Annotated in this window: 22 protein-coding genes and 3 tRNA genes; 12 read left to right on the top strand and 13 right to left on the bottom strand. The window is 64.8% G+C overall.

The features are described from left to right. Nucleotides 1-205: 205 nt before the first annotated feature. The 3 genes from L0U83_RS09530 to earP all read right to left on the bottom strand — a co-directional run bounded on the left by L0U83_RS09530 (nucleotide 206) and on the right by earP (nucleotide 2,632). Nucleotides 206-415 carry a CsbD family protein gene (locus L0U83_RS09530; RefSeq protein WP_233882292.1) on the bottom strand — a complete coding sequence of 70 codons (210 nt, stop codon included), beginning with the start codon at nucleotides 413-415 and terminating at the stop codon, nucleotides 206-208. A 293-nt stretch (nucleotides 416-708) separates the two neighbouring features. Beyond that, the gene (gene efp / locus L0U83_RS09525; protein ID WP_233882291.1) at nucleotides 709-1,266 is read right to left on the bottom strand and encodes an elongation factor P; all 558 of its coding nucleotides are present in this window, start codon (nucleotides 1,264-1,266) and stop codon (nucleotides 709-711) included. Nucleotides 1,267-1,447: 181 nt separating this feature from the next. Next, nucleotides 1,448-2,632 carry an elongation factor P maturation arginine rhamnosyltransferase EarP gene (gene earP, locus L0U83_RS09520; protein WP_233882290.1) on the bottom strand — a complete coding sequence of 395 codons (1,185 nt, stop codon included), beginning with the start codon at nucleotides 2,630-2,632 and terminating at the stop codon, nucleotides 1,448-1,450. A gap of 213 nt (nucleotides 2,633-2,845) precedes the next feature. Here earP and uvrC point away from each other — a divergent pair, with 213 nt between their 5' ends. From uvrC to L0U83_RS09485, 7 genes are all read left to right on the top strand, one after another. Next, on the top strand, nucleotides 2,846-5,062 hold the full coding sequence (uvrC, locus tag L0U83_RS09515; RefSeq protein ID WP_233882289.1) for an excinuclease ABC subunit UvrC: 2,217 nt from the start codon (nucleotides 2,846-2,848) through the stop codon (nucleotides 5,060-5,062). A gap of 123 nt (nucleotides 5,063-5,185) precedes the next feature. Then, nucleotides 5,186-5,776: a CDP-diacylglycerol--glycerol-3-phosphate 3-phosphatidyltransferase gene (gene pgsA, locus L0U83_RS09510; RefSeq protein ID WP_233882288.1), complete on the top strand. Its 591-nt coding sequence runs from the start codon at nucleotides 5,186-5,188 to the stop codon at nucleotides 5,774-5,776. 187 nt (nucleotides 5,777-5,963) lie between these two features. Next, nucleotides 5,964-6,039: transfer RNA gene (locus L0U83_RS09505), tRNA-Gly, on the top strand. A 78-nt stretch (nucleotides 6,040-6,117) separates the two neighbouring features. Beyond that, nucleotides 6,118-6,193, top strand: a tRNA-Gly gene (locus tag L0U83_RS09500). 150 nt (nucleotides 6,194-6,343) lie between these two features. Beyond that, nucleotides 6,344-6,417 (top strand) — tRNA-Cys (locus L0U83_RS09495). Between the two features lie 124 nt (nucleotides 6,418-6,541). Further along, entirely contained in the window at nucleotides 6,542-6,814 is a 273-nt protein-coding gene (locus L0U83_RS09490; protein WP_233882287.1) for a DUF2164 domain-containing protein, read from the top strand. An 86-nt stretch (nucleotides 6,815-6,900) separates the two neighbouring features. Continuing rightward, the gene (locus tag L0U83_RS09485) at nucleotides 6,901-7,389 is read left to right on the top strand and encodes a GNAT family N-acetyltransferase (RefSeq protein ID WP_233882286.1); all 489 of its coding nucleotides are present in this window, start codon (nucleotides 6,901-6,903) and stop codon (nucleotides 7,387-7,389) included. Nucleotides 7,390-7,419: 30 nt separating this feature from the next. Here the strand turns inward: L0U83_RS09485 and L0U83_RS09480 are convergent, their stop codons facing one another. From L0U83_RS09480 to L0U83_RS09470, 3 genes are all read right to left on the bottom strand, one after another. Next, nucleotides 7,420-8,310, bottom strand: coding sequence for a cytochrome c oxidase assembly protein (locus tag L0U83_RS09480; protein ID WP_233883822.1), 891 nt, complete (start codon nucleotides 8,308-8,310; stop codon nucleotides 7,420-7,422). Between the two features lie 86 nt (nucleotides 8,311-8,396). Next, nucleotides 8,397-8,861: a copper chaperone PCu(A)C gene (locus L0U83_RS09475; RefSeq protein ID WP_233882285.1), complete on the bottom strand. Its 465-nt coding sequence runs from the start codon at nucleotides 8,859-8,861 to the stop codon at nucleotides 8,397-8,399. Nucleotides 8,862-8,927: 66 nt separating this feature from the next. Beyond that, the gene (locus L0U83_RS09470; protein ID WP_373321027.1) at nucleotides 8,928-9,578 is read right to left on the bottom strand and encodes an SCO family protein; all 651 of its coding nucleotides are present in this window, start codon (nucleotides 9,576-9,578) and stop codon (nucleotides 8,928-8,930) included. A 353-nt stretch (nucleotides 9,579-9,931) separates the two neighbouring features. Between L0U83_RS09470 and otsB the strand changes: the two genes are divergently transcribed. Further along, nucleotides 9,932-10,684, top strand: a complete 753-nt coding sequence (gene otsB / locus L0U83_RS09465; RefSeq protein WP_233882284.1) for a trehalose-phosphatase — start codon at nucleotides 9,932-9,934, stop codon at nucleotides 10,682-10,684. Between the two features lie 103 nt (nucleotides 10,685-10,787). After that, on the top strand, nucleotides 10,788-12,218 hold the full coding sequence (gene otsA / locus L0U83_RS09460; RefSeq protein ID WP_233882283.1) for an alpha,alpha-trehalose-phosphate synthase (UDP-forming): 1,431 nt from the start codon (nucleotides 10,788-10,790) through the stop codon (nucleotides 12,216-12,218). 135 nt (nucleotides 12,219-12,353) lie between these two features. Here otsA and L0U83_RS09455 read toward each other — a convergent pair whose 3' ends face one another. Then, entirely contained in the window at nucleotides 12,354-14,189 is a 1,836-nt protein-coding gene (locus L0U83_RS09455) for an ABC transporter ATP-binding protein (RefSeq protein ID WP_233882282.1), read from the bottom strand. 783 nt (nucleotides 14,190-14,972) lie between these two features. On the opposite strand from L0U83_RS09455, the gene L0U83_RS09450 reads away from it, so the two are divergent. The 3 genes from L0U83_RS09450 (at nucleotide 14,973) to L0U83_RS09440 (ending at nucleotide 17,739) form a co-directional block, all read left to right on the top strand. Next, on the top strand, nucleotides 14,973-16,037 hold the full coding sequence (locus L0U83_RS09450; protein ID WP_233882281.1) for a glycosyltransferase family 4 protein: 1,065 nt from the start codon (nucleotides 14,973-14,975) through the stop codon (nucleotides 16,035-16,037). Nucleotides 16,038-16,227: 190 nt separating this feature from the next. Next, the gene (locus L0U83_RS09445; RefSeq protein ID WP_233882280.1) at nucleotides 16,228-17,190 is read left to right on the top strand and encodes a hypothetical protein; all 963 of its coding nucleotides are present in this window, start codon (nucleotides 16,228-16,230) and stop codon (nucleotides 17,188-17,190) included. 84 nt (nucleotides 17,191-17,274) lie between these two features. Next, nucleotides 17,275-17,739, top strand: coding sequence for a DUF2214 family protein (locus L0U83_RS09440; RefSeq protein ID WP_233882279.1), 465 nt, complete (start codon nucleotides 17,275-17,277; stop codon nucleotides 17,737-17,739). An 81-nt stretch (nucleotides 17,740-17,820) separates the two neighbouring features. On the opposite strand, the gene L0U83_RS09435 is transcribed toward L0U83_RS09440, so the two are convergent. From L0U83_RS09435 to L0U83_RS09410, 6 genes are all read right to left on the bottom strand, one after another. Beyond that, nucleotides 17,821-18,645: an SDR family NAD(P)-dependent oxidoreductase gene (locus L0U83_RS09435; protein WP_233882278.1), complete on the bottom strand. Its 825-nt coding sequence runs from the start codon at nucleotides 18,643-18,645 to the stop codon at nucleotides 17,821-17,823. A gap of 35 nt (nucleotides 18,646-18,680) precedes the next feature. Next, on the bottom strand, nucleotides 18,681-19,094 hold the full coding sequence (locus L0U83_RS09430; protein ID WP_233882277.1) for a MaoC family dehydratase: 414 nt from the start codon (nucleotides 19,092-19,094) through the stop codon (nucleotides 18,681-18,683). A 13-nt stretch (nucleotides 19,095-19,107) separates the two neighbouring features. Further along, nucleotides 19,108-19,548, bottom strand: coding sequence for a MaoC family dehydratase N-terminal domain-containing protein (locus L0U83_RS09425; protein WP_233882276.1), 441 nt, complete (start codon nucleotides 19,546-19,548; stop codon nucleotides 19,108-19,110). A gap of 34 nt (nucleotides 19,549-19,582) precedes the next feature. Continuing rightward, entirely contained in the window at nucleotides 19,583-20,770 is a 1,188-nt protein-coding gene (locus tag L0U83_RS09420; RefSeq protein WP_233882275.1) for a lipid-transfer protein, read from the bottom strand. A gap of 30 nt (nucleotides 20,771-20,800) precedes the next feature. Continuing rightward, entirely contained in the window at nucleotides 20,801-21,940 is a 1,140-nt protein-coding gene (locus L0U83_RS09415; protein ID WP_233882274.1) for an acyl-CoA dehydrogenase family protein, read from the bottom strand. Between the two features lie 61 nt (nucleotides 21,941-22,001). Next, entirely contained in the window at nucleotides 22,002-23,882 is a 1,881-nt protein-coding gene (locus tag L0U83_RS09410) for a feruloyl-CoA synthase (protein WP_233882273.1), read from the bottom strand. Nucleotides 23,883-23,902: the final 20 nt, after the last annotated feature.

The raw sequence follows: 23,902 nt of genomic DNA, 5'->3' as shown, positions 1-23,902 counted from the left end.
ATCACAGAGATGTCTCGTAGCAGGGTGTTCAGATCCGGTCCTCCCAGTTGTGCTGCGCCAGAGCGGGGGCGCGACGGCGTTGCCCGGCAGCGTGGCGGCCGGGCAGCAGCGCAAGCCCGAAGCGCCTGGCGCTTTGGCGTGCGTGCGACCCCCTGTTTGCCTGCAAGCGGGCGTCGACCGTACCGGCCATGCCGTGGACGGTACGTTAGTCGCGCGGCCGGTGTGCGTCGAACCAGCGGCGCACTTCCAGTTCTGCCTCGTCACGCGTCTTGCCGTAACGTTCCTGGATTAGTCCGGCGAGCCGATCCGCATGGCCTTCGGCTTTTGCGAGTTCGTCGTCCGTCAACTCGCCCCACGCCGCCTTGGCCTTGCCGATCAACTGCTTCCACTTGCCTTCGGCAATGTCGTTGTTCATTGTGTTTCTCCTGATAAGAAGGGGAAAGAGTGTGGAACGTATGCTCTCTCTCACCTCCCAGCAGAAACCGTGCCGCGGGAATCATTCTGACCGGTGCGCGGCGCGCCTGCTCGCCGCATGCGTGCTGAAGACGGCAAGTAGGTAATTCGTTACGCATAACCGGTAAGGTTTTCCGTAGCACTCTCAAACATACACGTTCAGCAAAAAAAGAAAAAGCGCCCCGAGGGGCGCTTTCACGACGCTTGCCGCCTTTGCCGCGAGAGCAACGGCGCGGGCGTCCTTGCGCTGCTGGCTTAGGCGCGGCTGCGGTACTCGTTCGTACGCGTGTCGATTTCGATCTTGTCGCCGATGTTGCAGAAGAGCGGCACTTGCAGCTCGAACCCGGTGTTCAGCTTGGCGGTCTTCAGGACCTTGCCCGACGACGTGTCGCCCTTGACGGCCGGTTCCGTGTAGATGATCTCGCGCACGAGCACGGTCGGCAGTTCGACCGAGATGGCCTTCTCGTTGTAGAACACGACTTCGCATCCCATGCCGTCTTCGAGGTAGTTCAGGGCGTCGCCCATCATCTCGCCTTCGACTTCGAACTGGTTGTAGTCGGCGTCCATGAACACGTACATTGGGTCGGCGAAGTACGAGTACGTCACTTCCTTGCGATCCAGCATCACGACTTCGAACTTGTCGTCGGCCTTGTACACGGTTTCCATGCCCGCGCCGGTCAGCAGATTCTTGAACTTCATCTTCACGACGGCGGCGTTACGGCCCGACTTGTTGTACTCGGCCTTTTGCACGACCATGGCGTCGCTGCCGATCATCACGACGTTGCCGACGCGGAGTTCCTGTGCGGTCTTCATAGTAAAAAACTGTCCTGTCCAGATTTAAGTAGCTTCGAGTGTGCTCGACGGCAAACGTCGCAAGCGGATTCGGTTGGTGCTGCTGGTGCTGCGGTTGCAGCTGCTGCGACCCTCATTCGCGTATGAACGCCGAGGGGCGCGAAACTCGAAGCGCTTGAGACGGCTGCCGTCGGATAACCGCTTATTTTAACTGACTTTTTGCGAATACGGCGAGATTTCCGGCGAGATCGCCAACCTGCCCAAGCTCGGCGGCCCAGGCGTTCGCACGTGACGCGTAGGCGGGCAGATGTTGCGCGAACTCGGCCCAGTCCGGCGTGCCGCGGCCATTCCACGCATGCCAGAAGCGTTCGAGCGCGGTGCGCGGCGCCTCTGGCAACGTGCGGCCGTAGTGCGCGAGCGCAGCGTCGAGTTTTGGCAGATGCGCGTCGTCGGCTTGCGGGTAGATGTGCCAGACAAACGGTCGCGCGGCCCACTGCGCGCGCACGAATGAGTCCTCGCCGCGCACGAAGTTCAGATCGCTCGCCCAGAGCAGAGGGTCGTATCCGCGCTGGTCGGTGAACGCAAGCGCGTGCGCGCGCAGCGCGCCGCGCGTGGCCTGAGCGCCAGCGCCGAACGCCGACTCCCCGAAAAAGCGCGCAAGCGCGCCGGAGATCCGCCCCTCCGGCACGAGCAGAACCACCGGCTTCGGACCGTCGCGCCATTGCTCCAGCAAGTGATCGACGGCTGGGTTCTCGTAGGCGAAAAGCGAGATCACGGTAGCTTCCGGCCCGGGTGGCGGCCCGCCCGTCGCGCGCTGCCACCATGCGGCACGGGAGTCTTGCGAGCGCTCGAAGTCCTCACGCGCGGCGTCGAGCGTGCCCTCCTTGAGCACGCCCCCGGTGCCGGGCCCAAGGCCGGGAAAGAAGAAGTGCTTGGCGAGCGCGTAGCGCGGGTGCGGCGAGGGCCGCAGATGAAAATCGGCCACCCAGTCTTCCGCGCTCAAATATTCGAGGTTGAGCCAGACGGGTTTGCGCACGCGCTCGGCCATCGCCGCCACGTAGACGGGCGGCAGCTCGCACGCGAACGCTTCGATGACGACATCGGCGATCTGCAGCGTGTCGCCCGCATGCCCGGGCTCGTGCCAGTGCTCGACGACCACGCCCTCGATCGACTGCGTGGCGCGGCTCGCGTCGAGCGCGGGGCAGAGCCTTTGGAACGCGTGCAAGTCGTCGACGAACAGGCGCACCTGCCAGCCGTGCTCGTGCGCGAGCTGGCGCGCGAGCCGCCAGCACACGCCGATGTCGCCGAAATTGTCGATGACGGCGCAAAAGAGATCGCAAGCGATGGTGCTATGGTCAGCGGCGGCGGGAGTGTGAGCTTCTGTCATGGGTGGCGTGGGGTGGCGTAAGAGGCGGCAGAAACATGACTGCCATGCCTCGAGCGGACGTAGAACGCCCGGCTGGCAGGTTCGGCGCGGGTTCCGTGCGGCATGGAATGATCTAAACTTGCGATTCTAGGACACAGCCATGAACGCGTCGCGACGGCGGCGCGCTCTGCAACCTCTCACTTATCTCGACGCACCTCCCGTCCCCGAAACTGGATGACCGACACCGACGTTTTCGACCCGAAAAAGGCGCTCGCGCAGTTGCCTCATCTGCCGGGCGTGTATCGCTACTACGACGCGCAAGGCGCGGTCCTCTACGTCGGCAAGGCGCGCGACCTGAAAAAGCGCGTGTCGAGCTACTTCACCAAGACGCAGCTTTCGCCGCGCATCGCGATGATGGTCACGCGGATTGCGCGCATCGAAACCACGGTCACGCGTTCCGAGGCCGAGGCGCTGCTGCTCGAAAACAATCTCATCAAGGCGCTCACGCCGCGCTACAACATCCTCTTTCGCGACGACAAGTCGTACCCGTTTCTCAAGATCACCGGGCACAAGTTCCCGCGCATGGCGTACTACCGCGGCGCAGTCGATCGCAATAACCAGTACTTCGGGCCGTTTCCGAGCGCCTCGGCCGTGCGCGAGAGTATCCAGATCCTGCAGCGCGTGTTCCAGTTGCGCACCTGCGAGGACTCAGTGTTCAACAACCGCACGCGGCCTTGCCTCCTGCATCAGATCGGCCGCTGCACGGCGCCCTGCGTTGGTGCGATCGGCGAAGAGGACTACGCGCGCGACGTGAACAACGCATCGCGCTTTTTGCTGGGCCGTCAGAACGAGGTGATGAAGGAGCTCGAGACGAAGATGCACGCGTTCGCCTCGGAGCTTAAGTTCGAGCAGGCGGCATCCGTGCGCAATCAGATGAGTTCGCTTTCGACCGTGTTGCACCAGCAGGCCATCGAAACGGGTAGCGAGAGCGACGTCGACATTCTTGCCGTGGTGGCGCTGGGCGGGCGCGTCTGCGTGAACCTCGCGATGGTGCGCGGCGGCCGGCATCTGGGCGACAAGGCGTATTTCCCGGCGCATGTGGAGCGTGCGCTCACCGACGAAGAGGGCGGCGTTGCCGAGGAAATCGACAGCGACACCGTGGTCGCGGCGAGCGCGCTGAAGTCGCTGCCTTCGCTTGCGCGCAAGACGGTGGAGGATTACGTCGAGGAAGCGCAAGAGGCCGACGCACGAGACGATGCGGCGCGCGAAGCGGATCCGCTCGCCATCGCGGCCGACCTCGACGATGAAGATAACGCAAGCGAAGCCGAATCCGAAACACCCGCGCTCGAGCCGCAAGCGGATTCGCGCAGGAAGCGCGAGATCGGCATCGAATCCGAAGTGCTCGACGCCTTCATCGCGCAGCACTACTTCGGCAACCGCGTGCCGCCCGTGCTGGTGGTGAGTCATCCGCCCGCAAACCGCGAACTCGTCGATGTGCTGAGCGAACAGGCAGGGCACAAGGTCACGGTGCTGCGTCAGCCGCAAGGTCAGAAGCGCGCATGGCTCGCGATGGCCGAGCAGAACGCGCGGCTCGCGCTCGCTCGCCTGCTCTCCGAGCAGGGTTCGCAGCAGGCTCGCACGCGCACGCTCGCGCAATTGCTTGGACTCGAACTGGACGATCTCGCGCATTTGCGCATCGAGTGCTTCGACATCAGCCACACGATGGGCGAGGCGACGCAGGCGTCGTGCGTGGTCTATCACCATCACAAGATGCAGTCGGCCGAATATCGCCGCTACAACATCACCGGCATCACGCCCGGCGACGACTACGCCGCCATGCGCCAGGTGCTCACGCGCCGCTACGAGAAGATGGTCGCGCAAGCGGCGCGCGCTGAAGTCGACGAGGCGTCGCCACCCGTCCCGGCGCCCGATCCCGCCGACCCGAATGCAGCTTCGGACGCCGTGGAGGCCAGCGAGGCCGTCGAAGCGCCGCCGCCCGGCGGCATGCTGCCCAACATCGTGCTGATCGACGGCGGCAAGGGGCAGGTCGAGATCGCGCGTCAGGTGTTCACCGAACTGGGTCTCGATCCGGCGATGCTGGTGGGCGTGGCGAAGGGCGAGGGGCGCAAGGTCGGTCTCGAAACGCTCGTGTTCGCCGATGGCCGCGCGCCGCTTGAACTTGGCAAGGAGAGCGCTGCGCTCATGCTCGTCGCGCAGATCCGCGACGAGGCCCACCGCTTCGCCATCACCGGCATGCGCGCGAAGCGCGGCAAAACGCGTCAGACTTCGCGTCTCGAAGAACTGGAAGGCGTGGGTGCGAAGCGCCGTCAGCGCCTGCTCGCGCGCTTTGGCGGCTTGCGCGGCGTGATGGCGGCCAGCGTGGAGGATCTGGCGAGCGTGGAGGGCATCTCGCGCTCGCTCGCCGAGCAGATCTACCAGCAGCTTCACTGATGCGGCGGCCTCGCAGGCCGGGTCCGGCCCGGCCATTCCTTACGGTTGCTTGTGGCAGGTGCGGCGACGCGGCACAATTGCATCTCCCATAATTGCATCTCCCCTGACAGATAGCGCCAGCCGATGCCGTTCAATATTCCGATTCTCCTGACCTGGCTGCGGATCCTGGCGATTCCGCTCGTGGTCGGCGTGTTTTATCTGCCGCAGACGTTGCTTTCCCCGATGCAGCAGAACGTGTTGGCGATGCTGCTCTTCGTGCTCGCGGCGCTCACCGACTGGTTCGACGGTTTTCTCGCGCGCAAGTGGAATCAGACGTCCTCGTTCGGTGCATTCCTCGATCCCGTCGCAGACAAGTTGATGGTGACCGCGGCGCTGCTCGTGCTCGTACATCTGCAGCGGCTCGACGCCGTGATTGCGCTCGTGATCGTCGGACGCGAAATCGCGATTTCGGCGTTGCGCGAATGGATGGCGCAAATTGGCGCGTCGAAGAGCGTGGCGGTGAATTCGCTCGGCAAGTTCAAGACTGCGTGCCAGATGGTCGCGATTCCCATGCTGTTGTTCTACGCGCCGCTTACGCTCGGCGGCGTGACGCTGTTCGACTCGCGCGTGTGGGGCGCGTGGCTCATCTATGTGGCGGCGTTCCTCACGATCTGGTCGATGCTCTATTACATGAAGCTCGCATGGCCCCAGATCCGCGAAAGGGGAAGCATGTGAGCAGAGTGTCGTGAACCCCGTGCGTCTTTTTCCAAAAAGTTCACGCGAAGGGGTTGACACGTTTCTGCGGGTTATACATAATCTCACTTCTCCGCTGCACGACGCAGTAGCAAACAGGCAGATGCGGTGAGATAGCAGAAGATACGCTGTGGTTAAGCGCAAAATCGGCGAAGTCTGAAGCAAATATGCGGGAGTAGCTCAGTTGGTAGAGCGCAACCTTGCCAAGGTTGAGGTCGCGAGTTCGAGACTCGTCTCCCGCTCCAGAATTGAAGGTGCGGCGTTTTTGCGGTAGAGAAAAACGAAGTGCCGAAGCAGGAAAATCGCAGTAAAGCAGGACATTTGCGGGAGTAGCTCAGTTGGTAGAGCGCAACCTTGCCAAGGTTGAGGTCGCGAGTTCGAGACTCGTCTCCCGCTCCAAATGCCAAGGGGAAGCAGCGCTTCCCTTTTTGTTTGGCGGGCTTTGATCGGCGTATTTGGCCACTTCAAAGCCATAGAACAAATCTGTCCGGTCGTTGCGGGCGCACGCAGTGTGCCTCATGTTTGCCTCATTCCGGTCAGTCCGCTTCTGGCGCGATAGCAAAGCGGTTATGCAGCGGCCTGCAAAGCCGTGTAGGCCGGTTCGACTCCGGCTCGCGCCTCCAGATGCAAAACAAAAGCCACCTTCGGGTGGCTTTTGTTTTTTGCGCCCCGTTTGCTGCGGTGTTCGCTACGCGCTCACGCACGTGGCGCAAAATAGCCGGAATCCATCCTCTCCGGTTTCCCGACATGTCCATCGAACTCCCCGAAGACGCGCGCAGCGAAGCGATCGCCTCCATCCAGCGCTATTTCGACGCGAACATGGAAGAGCCGATCGGCAACGTCGCGGCGGGCGCGCTGCTGGGTTTCTTTCTCGAAGAGATCGCGCCAGCGGTCTACAACAAGGCCATCGCCGACGCGCAGGAGAGCATGCAGGCGCGCATCGTCGATCTCGACATCGATCTGCATGAAGAGCCGTTCCAGTACTGGCGCAAATACGAGCAGCCGCGCCGGCGAAAGTGAACGCTGCCTGAGCGACGGGTTCGTGGCGCGTGCGGCGCGCGGCATAATCGTGGTCATTCTCGATGTTTTGATGGAAATCACAGACCATGACCGTGCAGTCCACCGCCTTGCCGCTGCCCCAATTCGACTGGCAATGGAAAGCCTTTGATGCGCTCGACGCGCGTGAAGTCTACGCCATGCTCAAACTGCGCTCCGACGCGTTCGTCGTCGAGCAAAACTGCGTGTATGGCGATATCGACGGTCTCGACTTCGGCGCGTGGCATCTGTTCGCATGGAGCGAGCAGGGCGGCGAGCGAGAGCTTGCTGGCTATTTGCGCGTGCTGCTGCCCGACGCAGAGGATGCTGATGTGCGTATCGGCCGCGTGGTGACGTCGCAGAACCATCGCGGCATCAAGCTCGGCAACGCGCTGCTCGAACGCGCCATCGTGCAGATCGCACGCCAATGGCCGGACGTCGCGATGCGTCTGCACGCCCAGGCGCATCTGCAGAAGTTCTACGGTGCGTTCGGCTTTTCGCCCGTTGGCGAGATTCACGACGAGGACGGCATTCCTCACGTGTGGATGCGCTCGGTCTGATTCGATCTTTGTGCCAGGCTGCGCCCGAATTCATGTGCGCAGCGTGCGCTCTTCCGTCGGGGGCGCACTCTCACTCTCGGTAGCGCGCACACTGGCGCGCCGGTCCTGCTGCAAACGTCCGCGTGCGGATAGCCGCATCCAGTGGCGCAGCGCGACCAGCGCACCAACCACGCTCATCATCGACCCCGGAATCCACAGCAGCAGGCCGCCGATCTGCTGGTCGCGCATGGGCGAAAGCCAGGTGAACGCGCGGCCGCAGATCGAATAGACCGGATAAAGCTCGCGCGGCGTGAAGAAGATGAACGCGCCGAGCACGATCTGCGGCGGAATCGCCGCGATCACGACGAGCACGCGCTTGCCCGGCGAGAGGCGCGCGGGTGGCGCGGGGCGCGAGTCGAGCACGAGCCACCAGAACAGCAGCCCGTCGATCACCATGCTCCAGTTCATGACGCGGTAGAGGCGCCAGTCGAGCATCGCGATGAAGTGGATCGGCGAAAAGAGCCAAAAATAGATGAGCCCGACGAAGAGTCCGACCGCAACGACGGGATGCATGACGATGTCGAGCGCCACGCGCACGGGCCTCGCGGCGAGCACCGGGCGCACGAAGCGCCGCCGCCACTTGAACGGAATGCCCGCGCGCAGCGCCGCGCCCGGGTAGGCGAGCGCGATGAAGAATGGTCCCAGATGATGCAGCACGAGATGCTGCGCGCGATGCATGAAGAACTCGTGCTCGAAGTAGTAGTCGAGCCGCGTATGCAGCACGACGTAGAGCGCGCCAAGCCCGAACCAGAAGGAGATCTGGCGCGCGAGCGACACCCGCGCGTGCCGTTTGCCGCGCACGAACAGCACCGCCGCGAGCAGGGTGCAGATCATCACGGTCGGCGAAGGCTCCCACGGTTGGAGCCAATAGAGCAGGGTCATCGCGAGCATGGCGGCGGCCTCATCGCGGATTCAACATGCTTGCGCGCGCAACCACAAAGCATGCGCGCGTCTGTCTTGCTGCGGCTTTACTGCCCCGAGGGCGACTTGACTGCGAACGGCGTGTCGAGCGTTTCGCCGTCCGAGAACTGCAGCTTCACGTTCACCGTGTCGCCTGGCGCGATCTTGTGCTTCGCCTTTTCCAGCATCAGGTGATAGCCGCCCGGCGCGATCGCAAGCGTGCCGTGCGCAGGCACCGTCGCCTTGTGCACCATGACCATCTTTTGCGTCGAGCCATTCGAGACCGTCTGATGCAGCATGACCATGCCGTAAGCGTCGCTCGAAACGCCCACGAGATCGACCGGCTGGTCGCCATCGTTCTTGAGCGTGACATAGCCCGCGGCCGGCAGGTCGTTGGGCAGCCAGCGCACCCACGCGTCCTGCGTGCTCAGCGTGCCGGCGGCGTTGGCGGCGGGCGCGAAGGCGGCGAGCGCACCGAAGGTGCTCAGCGCGCAGCCGAGCGAGACGGTGAGTGACTTGAGGTTCTTCGTCATAAGGTTTCCTGTTGCGATTGCTGTTTCGTCAAGACTCGAGGATTGGACGCGCGAGGCGGCATGCGTTCACGCCGTCTCGTCGATGACGCGGCGCACGTCGTGCGCGATCGCGTCCGGTGTGTCGTGGTCGGTGGCGAGCAGGCGCGGGCGGCCCTGCGCGTCGAACACATAGACGGCCGAACTGTGTGTGACTTCGTAACTGCCGTCGGGGTCGCGCTTTTCCATCTGGTAGGCCACACGGTAGCGTCGTGCGAGCGACTCGATCTGGCTGTCGGTGCCGGTCAGGCCGCGCGCATGCTGGGCATCGAATGCGCCGACGTAGGCGTGCAAGGCCTGCGGCGTGTCGCGCGCCGGATCGACGCTGATGAAGAGTATCCGCACTTTCTGTGCGTCGGGGCCGAGCTTCGCTATAACCTGCATCAGGCGCGCCATTGTCTCCGGGCAGACGTCCGGGCAATGCGTATAGCCGAAGTAGACGAGTGTCGTGCGTCCGCGAAAACTCGCGCCCGTTACGGCCTGGCCGTTGTCGGCCGTGAGCGCGAAGTCGAGGTCGGGCAGGTGGCCGCTCACGTTCGTCAATTGCCACGGCTCGCCCGGGTGCGAGCATGCCACGAGCAGCAAGGCACCCGCCGCGAGCGCCGCGTGCCGCAGGCTGCGGGCACCGCGGCAGAGGCGGGCGTGGAACGTGCGCAGCGTGGGCTCGAAGGTGGGGAACAAAGGCAATCTCGTCGACTCGTGTGGATTTTTTGGCCGCGCTCGATCGGACCACTGGGCTCGGCTTGCCGCTGCGACTGTAGCAAAATTGGGTCCGCTCGGTCGCGAGCGCCCCGGTCGTGCGGATCGCTCGCGTCGATATGCCGCATCCGCTGAATGGCCAGCCTGGCGGCGGTGTCCAACTTCCGAAAAATCGGACCGCAGACACGTCGACTCGAGTCTGGGCAAGCCCGCGCAGCCGGTCAGCCCCTTACTTTCTCGATAATCGATCCAAGGCGCGGTAAGATTCGCACACTTTCCCTGGGCGCAGCCCGGGGCCATACCCGGCCAGCAGGCCGACGGGTGAAAAGAACGCAATGCAAGCACTTCCGGCAGTCCTGCCGCCTGATCAGACGGCATTTTTCTTCGATTTCGACGGCACGCTGGTCGATCTCGCGCCCACGCCCGACGGCGTGCTCGTACGTCCCGACATGCTCGCGCTGCTGCGCGAGTTGCGCCGCTTGACGCACGGCGCCGTGGCGATCGTCTCGGGGCGCGGCATCGAGAGCATCGATGGTTTCCTCGGCATGCCCGATCTGCCCGTGGCGGGCTTGCACGGCGCCGAGCGGCGCGACGCCAACGGCGATACGCAGCGTGTCGGCTTCAACGATCAGCGTCTGCTGCATATGGAGCAGGTGCTCGCGGAGGTGGTGCGCACGCATGCGGGCATGCTGCTCGAGATCAAGGGCGCGTCGCTCGCGCTGCACTACCGCAACGCGCCGGAACACGAGGGCACCGCGCGCGCCGCGACCGAGCGCCTCGCCGCCGATTACGCTGACGCCTACGTGCTGCAGCCCGGCAAGATGGTCTACGAAATCAAGCCGAAGGACGTCGACAAGGGCCGCGCGCTGCGCGCCTTCCTCGACGAGCCGCCGTTCGCGGGCCGCCGCCCGGTTTTCGCCGGCGACGATCTGACCGACGAGAAGGGCTTCGCCGTCGTCAACGCGCTGGGCGGCCTGTCGATCAAGGTCGGCGGCGGCGACACCATCGCACTGACGCGCATCGATTCGGTCGATGCGCTGATCGGCTGGCTCGCATCGCTCGTCGCGGCGATGCCGGGCGCCCGGTGACCGTGCGCATGCCTCGCCTCACATCCCACGTCGATTGCATCGCGCGAGGCGTCGTTTCGCGCGCGCCACGCCTTCCCGATTTCCTGCACGGACCCCGCCCCTCATGAGCCGATTGATCATCGTGTCGAACCGCGTCGCGCCGATTTCCGAAGGCGGTCCGGCCGCGGGCGGCCTCGCGGTGGGCGTGTACGACGCGCTCAAGGAAACCGGCGGCATGTGGTTCGGCTGGAGCGGGGACGTGCTCACCGCCGGCCAGCCGCAGATCACACTCGAAGAGCGCGGACCCGTGACCTTCGCCACCATCGGCCTGTTGCGGCGTGACTACGACCAGTACTACCGCGGTTTCTCGAACGCGACGCTCTGGCCCGCGTTCCACTACCGCGCCGATCTCGTCCAGTACGACCGCCACGAGTACGAGGGCTATAGCCGCGTGAACGCGTGGCTCGCGCAGCAACTCGTGCCGCTTCTGCGTGAAGACGACGTGATCTGGGTCCACGACTATCACCTCATTCCGTTCGCGCAGGCGCTGCGCGCGGCGGGCGTGAAAAACCGCATCGGCTTCTTCCTGCACATTCCGTTTCCGGCCTCGCAGGTGCTGCTGGCGGTGCCGCCGCATCGCGAGCTGGTTCAGGCGCTATGCGCGTTCGACCTGCTCGGCTTCCAGACCAAGCCCGATCTGCGTGCGTTCTGCGACTACATCGTGAACGAGGCAGGCGGTACGACCGCGATGCAGGCGGACGGTCTCACGCGTATCGAGGCGTTCGGGCAGACGCTCTGTGCGGGCGATTACCCGATCGGCGTCTACCCCGATGAGATCGAGGAACTCGCCCGAGCCGGCGAGCGCGGCAAGCCGGTGCGCACGCTCAAGGCCACGCTGCACGGGCGCAAGGTCATCATGAGCGTGGACCGGCTCGACTACTCGAAGGGGCTCGTGGAGCGCTTTCGCGCCTTCGAACGCCTGCTCGACCACGCGCCGGCGCAGCGCAACAAGGTCTCGTTCGTGCAGATCGCGCCGCCTACGCGCGCCGACCTGCACGCCTATCAGGACATCCGGCTGCGCCTCGAGGCGGAGTCGGGGCGCATCAACGGCCGTTACGCGGAACTCGACTGGACGCCGATCTGGTACATCCACCGCCAGTACGAACGGGCGGTGCTGGCCGCGCTGTTCCGGGCGTCGAACGTCGGCTACGTCACGCCGCTGCGCGACGGCATGAATCTCGTCGCCAAGGAATACGTCTCGGCGCAGGATCCCGAAGATCCGGGCGTGCTCGTGCTCTCGCGCTTCGCCGGCGCGGCGCAGGAGCTTTCGGGTGCGCTGATCGTCAATCCGCTCGATATCGACGGCATGGCCGACGCGCTCAATGCCGCGCTCTCCATGCCGCTCGCCGAGAGGCTCGCGCGCTATCAGGACATGATGGCCCAGTTGCGCGAGAACAATGTCTCGGTCTGGCGCGACCGCTTCATGCGCGATCTCGGCCGGGTCAGCGTGCGGCAAGGGGTGAACCTGCCGCCGCTCGAGCGCGCGCAGGGCTGAGCCCCCAAGCCTCGCGCACCTGCGCACCTGGGCGAGGGCGAAAAAAAGCCGCTTCAGTCGATGCACTGAAGCGGTTTTTTTGCGTCTGGGTGTCTGCGGCGAAACGCGGCGGGCGGGGCGCCCGCCCGGGCGCTGTCAGGCCACGTGCTTTTCGTCGGCCTTCTTGCTGCCCAGATGCAGCGTGGAGTGCTTGCCGTACTGCTTGGCGAGGAGGTCGCGGTAGAGGCCCGGACGGTTGCGCAGCTCTTCGGGCGTGCCGTCGTCGATCACCTTGCCCGCGCTCATCACGATGATGCGGTCGAAGTTGTTGAGCGTGGAGAGGCGGTGGGCGATCGCGACCACCGTGCGGCCCACCATGAGGCGGTCGAGCGCCTGCTGGATGGCCTCTTCGGACGCGCTGTCGAGCGCCGAGGTGGCTTCGTCGAGCAGCAGGATCGGCGAATTCTTGAGAATGGCGCGCGCGATCGCGATGCGCTGACGCTGGCCGCCCGACAGCTTCACGCCGCGGTCGCCCACGATCGTGTCGTAGCCCTCGGGCATCGCCTCGATGAATTCTGCGCAACGCGCCTCGCGGGCCGCGGCGACCACTTCCTCGCGGCTCGCCTCGGGGCGGCCGTAGGCGATGTTCTCGTAGATTGAGCGGTGCAGCAGCGAAATGTCCTGCGGCACGAGCGCGATGGCATGGCGCAGGCTGTCCTGAGTGACATGCGCGATGTCCTGGCCGTCGATCTTGATGGCGCCGCCCTGCGTTTCGTAGAAGTGCTGCAGCAGCGCGAGCACCGTTGTCTTGCCGGCGCCCGATTTGCCGATTAGCCCCACGCGCTGACCGGCCTCGATGCGCAGATCGAAATGATCGAGGATCGGCTTGCGGTGCGGATACGCGAAGGTCACACCCTCGAATTCGACGCGGCCGCCCTGGGCGATGAGTTCCTTGGCGTCGTCGCGGTCCGGCATGCCGTGCGGCTCCAGCAGCGTTTGCACGGCCTCGGCGAGGCGCGCCACGTGTTGGGTCACGTCCACGAGCGCCACGGCCAGGTCGCGCGTGCCGTGCAGGATCGTGAAGCCGAGCGAGCTCACCAGCACGATGTCGCCTGAGGTCGCCTTGCCCTGATCCCAGAGCCACAGCGCCCAGCCGAGCAGGCCGGCGGACAGCATGGCCGTGATCACGGCGTGCAGCAGACGCAGCTTTTCTAGGTAGAGCAGGCTCGAGCGGCGCGCGTCGAGTTCGGCCTTGACGGTCGAGCCGAAGCGCTTTTGCTCGCGAAACGTCATGCCGAAGGCACGCACGAGGGCCATGTTGCCGATCACGTCAACGAGTTCGCCGTCCACCGCGGCCGCTTTCGAGGCGAAGGTGTGGTGGCGCGACGAGCCGCGCCCGGCCAGCTTGAAGAGGATCACCGAAAGGATGGCCGAGCAGAGCAGGAGGCCCGCCGCCATGAGCGGGTTGACCGCGATGATCATGACGATCGCGCCGGCCACGGCGATACAGGGCGGCAGCACGTTCCACGCGGTGGTGTTCTCGGCCGTGTAGACGGCGTTCGACGTCGCGGTGATGCGGCTGGCGAGCGTGCCGGGCTGCTTTTCGGCGTAGTAAGTGGGCGAGTGGCCGCTCAGGTACTGGAAGAGGTCGCGCCGCAGGTCGCCCGTCACGGTGACGAAGGTGTGCGCGGCGAACCAGCCGCCGACCCGCCAGAGCAGGTTATCGGCGGCGATCAGGCCAACGAGGATGCCGAATGCGGTCCACAGCGGGCCCGGATGATGGCGTCCCGCTCCGAGCACGTCGATCAGATGCTTGATGGCGTACTGCGACGCAAGCGCGCAGCCCACGGCCGCGAACACGCTGGCGAGCACGACGCTGTGGGCGAACGGATGGCGCTTGATGTAGCGGAAAAGGAACGCGAGCGGACGCCGCGCATAGCTCGCGAGCTTTGCGTTGTGGGCGTTACGCTGGGCGGTGGTCAGATGTTCCAATTGATCGGGTGGTCGGTCTGACGGAACTTCGTCCGTGCAAGTTCAAAGAAAGATAGCTGGCGCGCTAACACGACGAACGGCTTCGGGCGCGCGGCAACGAAGGCGGACTTACCGCATTGTAAACACCCCATGCGCCTCGCGCACCGCCTGTGCCCGGCGGACGCGCATCATATCGCGACACGATAGCGCGGGATACACATTGGGGACACCTTGTTGCAGCGGAGGTTCAACAGGAATCCTGGACCGTTTTAGAGATGAGTGTTTTAGAGATAGAATTATGGATTGCATTCGGAAAAGCGCTGTGCATGCTCGCCACGCGCTGTCAGCCGGTGGCAAACCAGGATCCACGAGCGCGATAGATTGATGCGCACCGTGCCGCGACAATCGCCCGCAGTTGTTTTCCGCAGCGCAGCACTCAATCTAGAACTGTCTTGGAAAACAATGGGTTGCGGAGTGTTTCCGGTTTGTAACAACGTAAAGACTTTGAAATGATCTAGCCGGTATTTACCCTGGACCGGGATAATGCCGACTCGGACGGCGTAGGGAATTTGACAGCTTCTGTGTCAACGGCCGCGAACCCTGCGCGTTTACCGCCTGAACCGCCGCGTGTGCGCTCTCTTGCCGCTTCACAACTGCGTCGGGTCTGTGTCCGGATTTCCGGCGCGGTTAGCGGTATGGAACGCCTGTAAGGCGCGTGGCGACAAGGAAGCCGCAGCCTGCATAGGTCGATTGTCAAATTTGCAGTCTATTGCCCGATTTATTACGAGGAAGGAGTTCACCACTATGCGAATCGCTCAAATCGCTCCGTTGCACGAGGCGGTTCCTCCCAAGCTGTACGGCGGCACGGAACGGGTGGTCTCCTACCTGACCGAAGCGCTGGTCGAACAGGGCCACGATGTCACGCTGTTCGCCAGCGGCGATTCGATCACCTCGGCAAAGCTCGAAGCGTTCTGGCCGCAGGCACTGCGCCTCGACCCGACGATCCGCGACGTGATGGCTCCGCACATGCTGCTGCTCGAAGAAGTTCGCCGCCGTGCGGACGAATTCGACGTGCTGCACTTCCACATCGATTACTACCCGTTCTCGCTGTTCCAGCGTCAGCCGGTGCCGTTCGTCACGACCATGCACGGCCGTCTGGATCTGCCGGAACTGCAACCGGTGTTCAACGCGTTCAACGACGTGCCGGTCGTTTCGATCTCGGACAACCAGCGCATTCCGTTGCAGCAAGCCAACTGGCAGCAGACCGTCTACCACGGCCTGCCGGAAGACGTGCTCAAGCCGATTCCGAACGTCGAGCCCGGCTATCTCGCATTCCTCGGCCGCGTCTCGCCGGAGAAGGGGCTTGACCGCGCGATCCGCATCGCCGGGCAGGCGGGCATGAAGCTCAAGGTCGCCGCCAAGATCGACAAGGCCGACCGCGCCTACTACGAAGAAGTCATCAAGCCGCTGATGGCGCTGCCGCACGTCGAGTACATCGGCGAAATCGGCGAGCACGAAAAGCGCGAGTTCCTCGGCAATGCGCATGCACTGGTGTTCCCGATCGACTGGCCGGAGCCCTTCGGCCTCGTCATGATCGAAGCCATGGCCTGCGGTACGCCGGTCATCGCGTTCAAGCGCGGCTCGGTGCCGGAAGTCATCGAGAATGGCGTGTCGGGCTTTGTCGTCGAAGACGAAATCAGCGCAGTCGCCGCAGTCAAGCGCCTGTCGACGCTGTCGCGCGAGAAGGTGCGCGCCGCGTTCGAAGCGCGCTTCTCGTCGAAGGTGATGGCGCGCAACTATGTGGCCGTGTACGAAGATCTGCTGCGCCAGAAGCATCGCACCGTGCTGCGCGAAGTCAACGCCGGCTAAGGTATGCACTGAAACCGGACGCGCTGCGGCGCGCCCGGGTTTCCCGTTTATCCCCAACGCCCCGGTGCCCCGTGCACCGGGGCGTTGTCACATGCACGGCGGCGGCAAGTGAGGCGCACGCTTAATGTCCCTATAATGGCCGTGCCGTAAAATCCGCGGCGCCCACGCAAGCGAGATGAGGAGTAGTCCCTTGGCCAGAACCCGACCGACGCCCACGGCCACCGTACCCGGTGCCGGGACGCTTTTCGCGCTGCGCGCGATCGGGCTCGTGATCCTGGCGCGCTGGCTGCACTCCATGGCGCAAATGAATTTCGTCGCCGCGCTCGAAGGCATGGCGTCGTCGCCGGCGGCGAGCCTGAATCTCGTCTTCCTGTTTCTGCTGATCGTGCTGCCGGGCGCCAAGGCGCGCGTCGAGCGGCCGTTTCACCCGCTGCCGCAGTGGCTGCGCCAGGCGCTGCGCTTTTTCGGCGTGCTCGGCTTTTTGTTCGCGCTCGGCTCGATTGGCATGTTTGTCTGGACCGCCGGCTGGCGGCGCACCTTCCACACCGTGGCCGACACCAACGGCTGGCTCGTCGCCGCGCCCGCCCTCTATGCTGCCGTGGTCTGGATCTGCCGGCCGCGCGCGCTTTGGCGCAGCAACTTTGCGGCGCGGCGTTTCGCGATTGGGCGCTTCGCGGTGTCGATCGATGCGGCCACGCGCACGACGGTCGTCTGGCAGGAGAGCCGCAAGGTCGGGCAGTACGATGCACGCGAGTTGTCGGTGCGCTGGCTCTCCGGGGCGCCGCAGGGCGGGGCGGTTGCGTCCGGCCCCGCGCTGTTGCCCGCGCCGGTGCAGGCCGACGCTCCTGCGAGCGCTACTGACGTTGTCGAACCGGTTGCTGCCGCGGATCCCGCGAATTCCACCGCAGCTCAACGGACTGCGCAGTCTGCGGCCGCGCCTGAGCCGGTCGCGTCCGCTGCGCCGCGGCGAGCTGCCGTGGCATCAGCGGCGGCGCATGGGGAGAAGCCCGCGCGCCGGTCGAAGATCGAATTGCTGTGGGATTCGCCGGCTGCCGCGGGCCACAACCGTCAGACTGTGTTTCGTGCGCGGCTCGCCTCAGAAGGCGACCGCACGGCCGCACGCGCCCTCGATGCCGCGCTGAAGCAGGTCTGACGTCCGCTCGCAGACGCGCCGCGTCCGCTTTTGAGCCGCTTTACCGTTGCTTGCCGTTCCTGTCGTCCACTCGAAGGAGTCGCAATGCTCATACGCTGGTTGCTCGCCGCCGTTCATCTGCTTGCCTTCGGCTTCGCGCTTGCGTCGATCTTGCGGCGCACGCGCGGGTTGCGCCGTTGCACGTCCACCGAAGACCTGCCGATGATCTTCAGCGCCGATAACGGCTGGGGCGGCTCGGCGGTCGTCCTGATCGTGACTGGCGCGATGCGTGCGTTCGGCGGGTTCGAGAAGGGCGCCGCGTACTACCTCCACGAACCGCTCTTTCTCGTGAAGATGGGCACGCTCGTGCTGATCCTTCTGCTCGAAATCGGGCCCTTGATGGCGCTGCTGCGCTGGCGCCTCGCCGTGCGGCGCGGCGATGTGCCGGATCTCACCGGAGCGCCGAAATACGCGCGCATCGGCAGATGGCAAACGCTGCTGCTCGTCGTGATGGTCGTTGCGGCGACGGGCATGGCGCGTGGCATCGGTCTCGATACCGGCGCCGAGTAGGGCGCAGGTCCCATGTCAGGCGGAAAAAGGAAAACCCGCGCAACGGCGGGTTTCCCGCTATGACCATCTGTTTTCTTCGCTTTACTGAAGATTCCCAGCCACGGCGACCGTCTGTCCGGTGATGTAGTTCGACTCAGGCGTGCAGAAGAGATAAACGCCGCCTGCTGCCTCCTCTGGCGTGCCGCCGCGGCCAAGCGGATTGCGCTGCGCGTGAGTCTTGAGCATCTCGGGGTTCAGTCCCACGCGGATGTCGCGGCCATCGATCTTCACGGTCGCGCCGGCCTTGGCATCTGCCGACGTCATGCGCGTGTGGATCAGGCCGAACGCCACGGCGTTGACGTTCACGTTGAAGCGCCCCCATTCGCGGGCGAGCGCGCGCGTCATGCCGATGACGCCGGCCTTGGCGGACGAATAGTTCATCTGCCCCGCGTTACCGTTGAGCGCCGACACCGACGAGATATTCACGATCTTGCGATACACCTCGCGCCCCTCGGCGACGTCGGCGGCGTGCAGCGCCTTCACGTGCGGATACGCGGCGCGCAGGATGCGGAACGGCGCGGTCATGTGGCAGTCGAGGATTGCGTACCACTGCTCGTCGGTCATCTTCTGGATCACGTCGTCCCACGTGTAGCCGGCATTGTTGACGATGATGTCGATGCCTTTGTACGCGCTCATCGCCGTATTGATGAAACGCTCGGCGAAGTCCGGCGCCGTGACGTTGCCCACGCAGGCTACTGCTTCGGCGCCGGCCTTCTTCAGCGCTTCGACCGCCTCGTGCGCCGGATCGGCGTCGAGGTCGTTCACGACGATGCGCGCGCCTTCGCTCGCGAGCTTTTCCACGATCGCGCGGCCAATGCCGCGTCCCGAACCGGTGACGAGCGCCACTTTGCCATCGAGCTTACCCATGCTGCTTTCTCCTTCGATTATTTGATTCGGATTGCTTACAGTGAAACCACGGCGTCGCCCACGACGCGCGGCTCGCCATACTGGTTGGCGGTCTGGATTTCGAGCCGCACGCGGCGCTCGCCATCGGCCTCGAATTTTTCGACCACGCGCCCCGTGCAGACGATGCGATGACCGATATGCGTGATGCCCACGAAGCGCACGCCGAACTGGTGCAACTGGCGCTGATCGACCCATTGGGTGAGCAGGCGTCCGAGCCACGCCATCGAGAGCATGCCGTGCGCGAACACATCGGGCATGCCCGCGCGCCGCGCATAGTCGATGTCGATATGCACCGCGTTGTGGTCGCCCGAAGCGCCCGCGAAGAGCGCGAGCATCTTGCGGTCGACCGGCGGCAGTTCGAGCGCGGGAAGCGTGTCGCCCACCTGAATCGTGTCGTATTGGAAAGTCATTCGCGGTCTCCCTTCAGCCGTTGCGTTGCACGATCACGCTGCGCAGATCGGCTACGTGCTCGCCGCGCTGGTTCGTCACGCGCGTCTCGCGCACGACGAACTCCAGCGCGCCACCCCTTTTCTCGTAGATGTCGGCAAGGCGAGATTCGAATAGCAGCACGTCGCCGGCGTAGGCGAGCCGGTGATACGTGAAGGACTGCTCACCGTGCAGGATGCGCGGCAGTTCGATGCCGATCGCATCGCGCCACGATGAATCGGGCTGCTCGAATTCGAGCGAGAAGAGAAACGTGGGCGGCAGCGGCAGGCCCGGATGGCCTGCGTCGCGGGCTGCCGATTCGTCGAAGTACACCGGATTCGTTTCGCCGATCGCCTTCGCGAAGAAGCGCAGCCGGCCTGCTTCGGCCAGCACGCGAAATGCGGGCAGCGTCCTGCCGATGTGTTGCTTGTCGATCATGAGGATTGCTCCGTATCGATAGCCATGCTTACGCTCAGGCGGACTTGTAGACCGTGACGACGCACGCGCCGCCCAGACCCACGTTATGCGCGAGCGCGACCTTCGCGCCTTCCACCTGGCGCTCGCTCGCGGTTCCGCGCAACTGATGCGTGAGTTCGTAGCACTGGGCGAGCCCCGTGGCGCCGAGCGGATGGCCCTTCGAGAGCAGGCCGCCCGAAGGATTGACGACCCATTCGCCGCCATAGGTGTTGTCGCCGTCGTTGACGAGTTTCTCGCCTTCGCCTTCCGCGCACAGGCCAAGCCCTTCGTAGGTGATCAGTTCGTTTTGTGCGAAGCAGTCGTGCAGCTCGATCACGTCGATATCGCGCGGACCGATGCCGGCTTGCTCGTAGGCGCGCGTCGCCGCCGAGCGCGTCATGTCGAAGCCCACCACGCGGATCATGTCGCGCGCGTCGTACGTGCTCGGCGTGTCGGTGGTGAGCGCCTGGCCCGCGATGATCACATCGGTGCGCAGACCGCGCTTTTTCGCAAACGCCTCGGAGACGACGAGCGCTGCCGCCGCGCCGCAGGTCGGCGGGCAGGCCATGAGACGCGTGAGCACGCCCTCCCAGAGCATGGGCGCGGCCATCACGTCTTCGGTCGAGACGACGTTGCGGAACACAGCGAGCGGGTTGCGCGCCGCATGGCGGCTCGCCTTCGCGCGGATCTTCGCGAAAGTTTCGAGCTTCGTGCCGTACTTTTTCATGTGCGACATACCCGCGCCCGCGAACTGGCGAATGGCGTTGCTGAGTCCCTCCTGGCGGCCGACGAGTTCGTCGACGACAACGTTGGCGCGCTCGAGCGCGCTCGCGCGGTCCACCCACACCGACTTGAGCGCGCCTGGGCCCATGAACTCGAAGCCGACGGCGAGCGCGCAGTCCACGGCCCCGCTTTGCACCGCCTGACGCGCGAGGAAGAGCGCGGTCGAACCGGTCGCGCAGTTGTTGTTCACGTTCATGACGGGTATGCCCGTCATGCCGACCTGGTAGAGCGCTTTCTGGCCGCAGGTCGAGTCGCCATAGACATAGCCTGCGTAGGCCTGTTGCACGTCGGTGTAGTCGAGGCCTGCGTCGGCGAGCGCCTGGCGGATCGCGGTGGCGCCCATCGTGTCGTAGGTCTCGCTCGTGCCGGGCTTCTTGAACGGAATCATGCCGACGCCGGCGACATACACGTTTTGAGTCATATCAGTACTCCTGAGAGAATGAGGATTTTTTTAAAGCTTGCGCGAGATAAGGTCGCGCATCACTTCGCTCGTGCCGCCGTAAATGCGCATCACGCGCGCATCGGCGAACGCGCGGGCCACCGGGTATTCGAGCATGTAACCGTAACCGCCATGCAACTGCACCATCTCGTCGAGCGCCTTGCCGAGCGCCTCGGTCGCGAAGAGCTTCGCGACGGCGGCTTCTTCCAGTGTGAGACGGCGGCGCACGTGTTCGGACAAGTAATGATCGATCATGAGCCGTACTGCAACGGCCTGGGCCTTGATGTCCGCGAGCTTGAATTTGGTGTTCTGGAAGTCCCACACCGTCTGATTGAACGCGCGGCGGTCCTTCACATAGTTCAACGTGTGCTCGAGGCAGGCTTCCATTTTCGCGGCGGCGCCGATGGCGATCGAGAGCCGTTCCTGCGGCAGTTCGGCCATCAGGTAGGCGAAGCCCTTGCCTTCTTCACCGAGGCGGTTCGAAACGGGTACGCGCACGTTGTCGAAGAAAAGCTCGGCGGTGTCCTGCGCGTGCTGGCCCACCTTATCGAGCTTGCGGCCGCGCCGAAAGCCTTCGCGGTCCGCTTCGACCACGATCAGGCTCACACCCTTGGAGCCCGCGGCCGGATCGGTCTTGCAGACCATGACGATGAGGTCCGCATTCAGGCCGTTGCTGATGAAGGTCTTGCTGCCGTTGATCACATAATCGTCACCGTCGCGAATGGCGGTCGTGCGCACGGCCTTCAGGTCGCTGCCCGTGCCCGGCTCGGTCATGCCGATGGCGAGGATATATTCGCCGGAGCAGACCTTCGGCAGCCAGCGCTGCTTTTGTTCCTCGTTGCCAAGCCGCGCGATATACGGGGCAATGATGTCGGAGTGAACGGCGAAGCCAAGACCGCTGACGCCGGCCCGGTTGATCTCCTCGTTGAGCACGGCCGCGTGACCGAAATCGCCGCCGCCGCCGCCGTATTCGGTGGGCAGCGTGACACACAGCAGGCCTTCGCGGCCGGCCTTGAGCCAGGTCTCGCGATCGACCTTGCCGGCCTTGTCCCATTCGGCCTGCTTCGGCACGCATTCCTTTTCCAGGAAGCGGCGCACGGTGGTGCGCAGCATTTCGTGATCGTCGCGGAAGACGTTACGGTTGATATGCATATCGGAGTCCTTAGCGTTAATGGAGCTTCGGTGAACGTAAGCGGTATGGGTCGAGGGTGGATTACCGTGCGCGTGCTACATGCGCGGCGGGTTCGGAGTGAAAGAGCGCTTCGACGAGGTGGGCCCGGCGCGCACGCGTGACGGCCTGATTGACGTAGCCCTTGTCGGCGATTTCGTTGGCGTCCATGGAAGGCGGCTCGGCCATCAGCATGAGGCGCTCGACGTGAACGCTCGCGCCCTGGCCGCGCTGTCCGTGCAGGCGCTCGCTCAGCGCGGCGATGAGAACGGGGTGCTGCACGAGCGCGGCGGCGTCGAGCCCGGCGAGCTCCGGCGCGAAACGTTGGCACGCGGCCACGTTCGGCCAGGCGAGGGCGGCGACGTAGTCGTGGTCGTGTCCGCAGATCACGGCGTCGCTCAGGAGCGGGGCGCAGTGATCGAGCAGGCCGAGCCGCATGGCGCCCGTGCGCACCCACGTGCCGTTGGCGAGCTTGAAGTCTTCGACCACGCGCCCCGCGAACAGCAGGCCTTCGGACGGATTATCCGGATTGGCGAAGCGCACGGCGTCGCCGAGCCGGAAGAAGCCTTCTTCGTCGAACGCCGCTGCGCTCAGTTCGGGATGCTTGATGTAGCCGCCGAACACGTTCGCGCCGCGCATGCGGATCTCGTAGCGTGCGTCCGCGCCTTCGAGCGGCACGAGCTTCACCTCCGATCCCGGCACCGGCGTGCCGATGTTGCCGACGATATCCGTGGGCCAGCCGCAGAAGGTGCCCATGCCAGCCGTTTCCGTGCAGGCAAGGCCGCTCACGAAGGCAATGCGCTGACCGATGGTCTTCACCGCGACACGCTGGATGCGCTCCCAGACCTCGGTGGGCAGGCTCGCGCCGCCGTAGCCGAAGAAGTGAACCTTCGAGAACAGGTTCGCCGCGAGTTCGGCGTCGTGCTCGATCTCGTTCGCGAGCACGGCCCAGGCCGAGGGCACGCTCGTGAAGATCGTGGGCGCGACCTCGCGCAGATTGCGCACAGTGCGCTCGATCATGCCGGGCACGGGGCGGCCGTCGTCGATGTAGTGGGTCGCGCCGAACTGGATCGAGCGGCCGAGGTTGAGCACGCCACCCAGACCATGGTGCCAGGGCAGCCAGTCGAGGAACACAGGCTCGGTGTCGCGCAAGAAAGCGAGGTTGTCCGAGAAGTAGGAAGCGACCGCCTTGAAATTGCGGTACGTGAGGTTGACGCCCTTGGGCGTGCCGGTCGAGCCCGACGTGAAGAGTACACGCGCCGTGGCGTCGGGTGCGATTGCCGCATGAGCGGCGGCAACGGCCGCGCGGCGCGGCTCGGTCAGCTCAGTCTGCGCGAGCGTCGCCCAGTCGATCTGACCTGGACGGGAGCCGCGCACAGCGATGACCGGTGCGCCCAGATGAGCGAGCCCGGCAAGCGCTCGCTCGAAGGCCGCGGCGTCCTGCACGAACAGCGCCGCAGGCGGCACCAGTTCGACCACGGCCTTCAGGCGCGCGAAGTCCTGGCTGAGCATCGAGTAAGCGGGAGACACCGGCGCGACGGGAATGCCCACGTATTCGGCGGCGAGCAGCACGATGGCTTGTTCGATCGAGTTGCCCGAGAGCAGCATGAGCGGATGCGCCTGATCGAGGCCCATCTCGAGCAGCGCCGCGCCCACGCACTGCACCTGTTGCCACAGCTCGCGCCAGCTCACGCGCCGCCAGGCGCCGTCGCTTCCGCGCTCGCAGAAGGCGGCTGTCTCGCCACGCGTCTTTGCCCAGGCTTCGATGAAATCCGCGAAGCTCGTTTGCGCGATGGCGGGGGGCGGGTTGGATGAGCGCAGGATCAGGCTACCGTCACTGCGGTGCTCGACGAGCGTCGGGCGGTGAGGCATGCGGACCGGCCGGACGGCAACCGCCGGCGAATTACTGGCCGTGAGCGTACTCATTGAGCCGTGTCTCCTGAACG

The organism is Paraburkholderia flagellata (assembly GCF_021390645.1).
Lineage (GTDB): Bacteria > Pseudomonadota > Gammaproteobacteria > Burkholderiales > Burkholderiaceae > Paraburkholderia > Paraburkholderia flagellata.
Note: the sequence above shows the minus strand (reverse complement) of the source record. Positions and strands in the feature narration are given on the sequence as shown.